This window comes from Nocardioides sp., assembly GCF_034670285.1.
Lineage (GTDB): Bacteria > Actinomycetota > Actinomycetes > Propionibacteriales > Nocardioidaceae > Nocardioides.
The window spans coordinates 1-2685 of record NZ_JAXMNS010000469.1; the positions used below are offsets into that span (position 1 = coordinate 1).

Here is a 2685-nt window from a genome sequence, read left to right on the forward strand (position 1 = left end):
GAAGATGCCCTGGAGGCGTCCGCGCATCTCGTCGGTGGCGACGGTCTGCAGCATCGAGGAACGGAACGCCGCCGAGGCCATGTCGGCTGCGCCCCCGATGGCGAGCATGAGCACCGCGGTGGCGAGCATCGCCGAGCGCAGCGACTCCGAGGCGCCGGCGATCCCGATCGCGATGCCGAACCCGACCATCGCCAGGCCCCAGACCAGGATGCACACGATCACGGCCTTGCCCTGGGCCGAGATCCGCGACACCCAGCCCGAGAGCACTCCGCCGATCACCGCCCCGATGGGGATCGCGGCGAACAGGAGGGCGAAGGCGAGCCCGCCGGCGTCCGGGCCGTCGAACGACTTCGAGGCGATCTCGGGGAAGAGCGCCCGCGGCATCCCGAAGACCATCGCGATCAGGTCGACGACGAACGACATCATCAGCACCGGCTGCGTGCGCAGGAACGTGAAGCCCTCCACGACCGAGCGCAGCCCGGGGGTCTTGGCACGCAGCCCGTCGAGCCGCTCGACCCGCAGGCTCGGCAGCCGCACCACCGCCGACAGCGTCGCCAGCAGCGTGAAGGTGTCGATGAAGTAGAGCCACTCGAGCCCGATGAACGGGATCAGCGCTCCGGCCACCAGCGGTCCGGCGATGCCGCCCGCCATGAAGACGGTCATGTTGAGCGAGTTGGCCGCCGGCAGCAGGTCAGGGGTGAGCAGCCGCGGCAGGACGGCGCTGCGCGTGGGCTGGTTGATGCCGAAGAACGCCTGCTGCACCGAGAACAGGCAGAGCAGCAGCCACACGTTGGTGTTGCCCATCGCGGCCTGCAGCCAGAAGAGCGCACTGGTGCCGATCAGGCCGAGGGTCGTGATGATCAGCAGGGTGCGACGGTCGAAGACGTCGGCCAGCGCACCACCCCACAGCCCGAAGACGACGAGCGGCACGAGGCCGAACAACCCGGTCAGGCCGACGTACGCCGACGAGCCGGTGTCGGCATAGATCTGCGCGGGAACCGCGACGACCGTCAGCTGGGCGCCGATGACCGTGATGATGTTGGCGACCCAGAGCCGCCGGAAGTGATCGTTGCGCAGCGGCCGGGTGTCGGCCACGAGTCCGCGCAGGCGCGAGCTCACTGCTCCAGGCGCGTGATGCCCGCACCGTGGCGGGCCCCGAGCTCGCGGTAGTAGATCGAGTTGGTCTCCACCCAGATTTCCGAGGAGGTGCCCTCGATCGGCTTGGTCGCCTTGCACGGGATGCCGGCGGCGACGACGCCTCCGGGGATCTCGGCGCCGGGGATGACCACCGAGCCGGCCGCCACGAGCGTGCCCGGGCCGACGACTGCGCCGTCCAGGAGGGTGCTGCCGTTGCCGATCAGGGCCTTCTCGCCGACCTCGCGGCAGTGCACGACGCAGCTGTGCCCGATGGTCGCGTGGGGGCCGATCGTCAGCGTCTCGCCCGGAGCCGCGTGCAGGACGGAGTTGTCCTGCACGTTGGTGCCCTCCCGCACGACGACGGTGCAGATGTCGGCGCGGATGACCACGCCGTACCAGATGCTCGCGCCGTCCTCGACGGTCACGTCACCGATCAGGGTGGCGGTGGGGGCGACGAAGGCGCCAGGGTGCACGACCGGGGACTTGCCCTCGAATGAGAAGAGGTTCACGAGGTGACGCTAGCGTCGCACCCATGGCGCGCTTCTCGAGGACCCCGCGGAAGGTCCCGGAGCCGACACCTCGTGGCGAGATGATCGCCCAGGTCCTCACCGGGGTCGTGCTGGGGATCGGGGCGGTCTATGCCGCTGCCGTGATCCGCCGCGGACCGGTCGTGGCGCTGGTGGTGCTGCTGATCGGGGCGTCCTACCTGGTGCGCAACTGGCACCGGGTCAAGTGGGTGGCGCGCGGATTCCTGACCAGCGGCCTCGCGGCTCTGGCGGCGGTCCTGATCGTGCTGCTGCTCGGCCACGACATCTTCTGACCCCGAAGGGGGTGGGCGGAGCAGAGCGCGTCGCGTTCACTTGTCACGTGCGCCGACCCACCCCGATCAAGCCCGGACCCGGCCAGGAGTCGGTCTGGGACTACCCGCGACCCCCGCGTCTGGAGACGAGCACGGCCTCGATCCAGGTGGTGCTCGGCGGGGTCACCATCGCCTCGACGACCCGGTCGTGGCGGGTCCTGGAGACCAGCCACCCGCCGACGTACTACCTGCCGCGCGAGGCCTTCGTCGACGGCTCCCTGCGCGAGGCCGAGGGTTCGTCGTTCTGTGAGTGGAAGGGGCGTGCCGACTACGTCGACGTCGTCGGTGGCCAGCAGGTGGCGCCACGAGCCGCGTGGACCTACCTCCGGCCGACGGGCGGCTTCGCTGACCTCGCCGGGACCATCGCCTTGATGCCGGCCGCCATGGACCGTTGCGTCGTCGACGGCGAGGTCGTGGTGCCCCAGGAAGGCGGCTTCTACGGGGGCTGGATCACCTCGAACGTGGTCGGCCCCTTCAAGGGCAGCAAGAACTCCTGGGGGTGGTGACGGGGCTGAGCCCGCGAAGCCCCGTCGTTGGTCGTCGTGCCCCGCGTGTCGAGACGCGGCGAGGCGAGAAGCAGCCGCAAGGGACGAGCCCGCGGATGAGAAAGTTCTTGCCGAGGTGTCGTATCGCCCGACACCCGTTCGTAGTCCAGATGAGAGGCAGCCACTCGGGCCGCCTGACCTGAA

Annotated in this window: 4 protein-coding genes; 2 read left to right on the forward strand and 2 right to left on the reverse strand. The window is 70.0% G+C overall.

Annotated features, from left to right (window positions below; translation table 11 throughout):
• Nucleotides 1–1119: MFS transporter (locus tag VOI19_RS17775; protein WP_323794279.1), on the reverse strand; the 1119-nt coding region annotated here is incomplete at its 3' end.
• A complete protein-coding gene (locus VOI19_RS17780; RefSeq protein ID WP_323794280.1) occupies nucleotides 1116–1646 on the reverse strand; it encodes a gamma carbonic anhydrase family protein in 531 nt (176 codons plus the stop codon). The genes VOI19_RS17775 and VOI19_RS17780, both read right to left, overlap by 4 nt.
• 23 nt (nucleotides 1647–1669) lie before the next feature.
• Here VOI19_RS17780 and VOI19_RS17785 point away from each other — a divergent pair, with 23 nt between their 5' ends.
• Together VOI19_RS17785 and VOI19_RS17790 are read left to right on the forward strand one after the other, a co-directional pair.
• Complete coding sequence (locus VOI19_RS17785; RefSeq protein WP_323794281.1) at nucleotides 1670–1957, forward strand: hypothetical protein; 288 nt, start codon at nucleotides 1670–1672, stop codon at nucleotides 1955–1957.
• Between the two features lie 47 nt (nucleotides 1958–2004).
• Complete coding sequence (locus tag VOI19_RS17790; RefSeq protein ID WP_323794282.1) at nucleotides 2005–2502, forward strand: DUF427 domain-containing protein; 498 nt, start codon at nucleotides 2005–2007, stop codon at nucleotides 2500–2502.
• Nucleotides 2503–2685 lie beyond the last annotated feature (183 nt).

Excerpts from the sequence above, each read along its gene's own strand:
- VOI19_RS17785 (WP_323794281.1), top strand. The coding sequence starts at position 1,670 with ATGGCGCGCTTCTCGAGGACCCCGCGGAAGGTCCCGGAGCCGACACCT.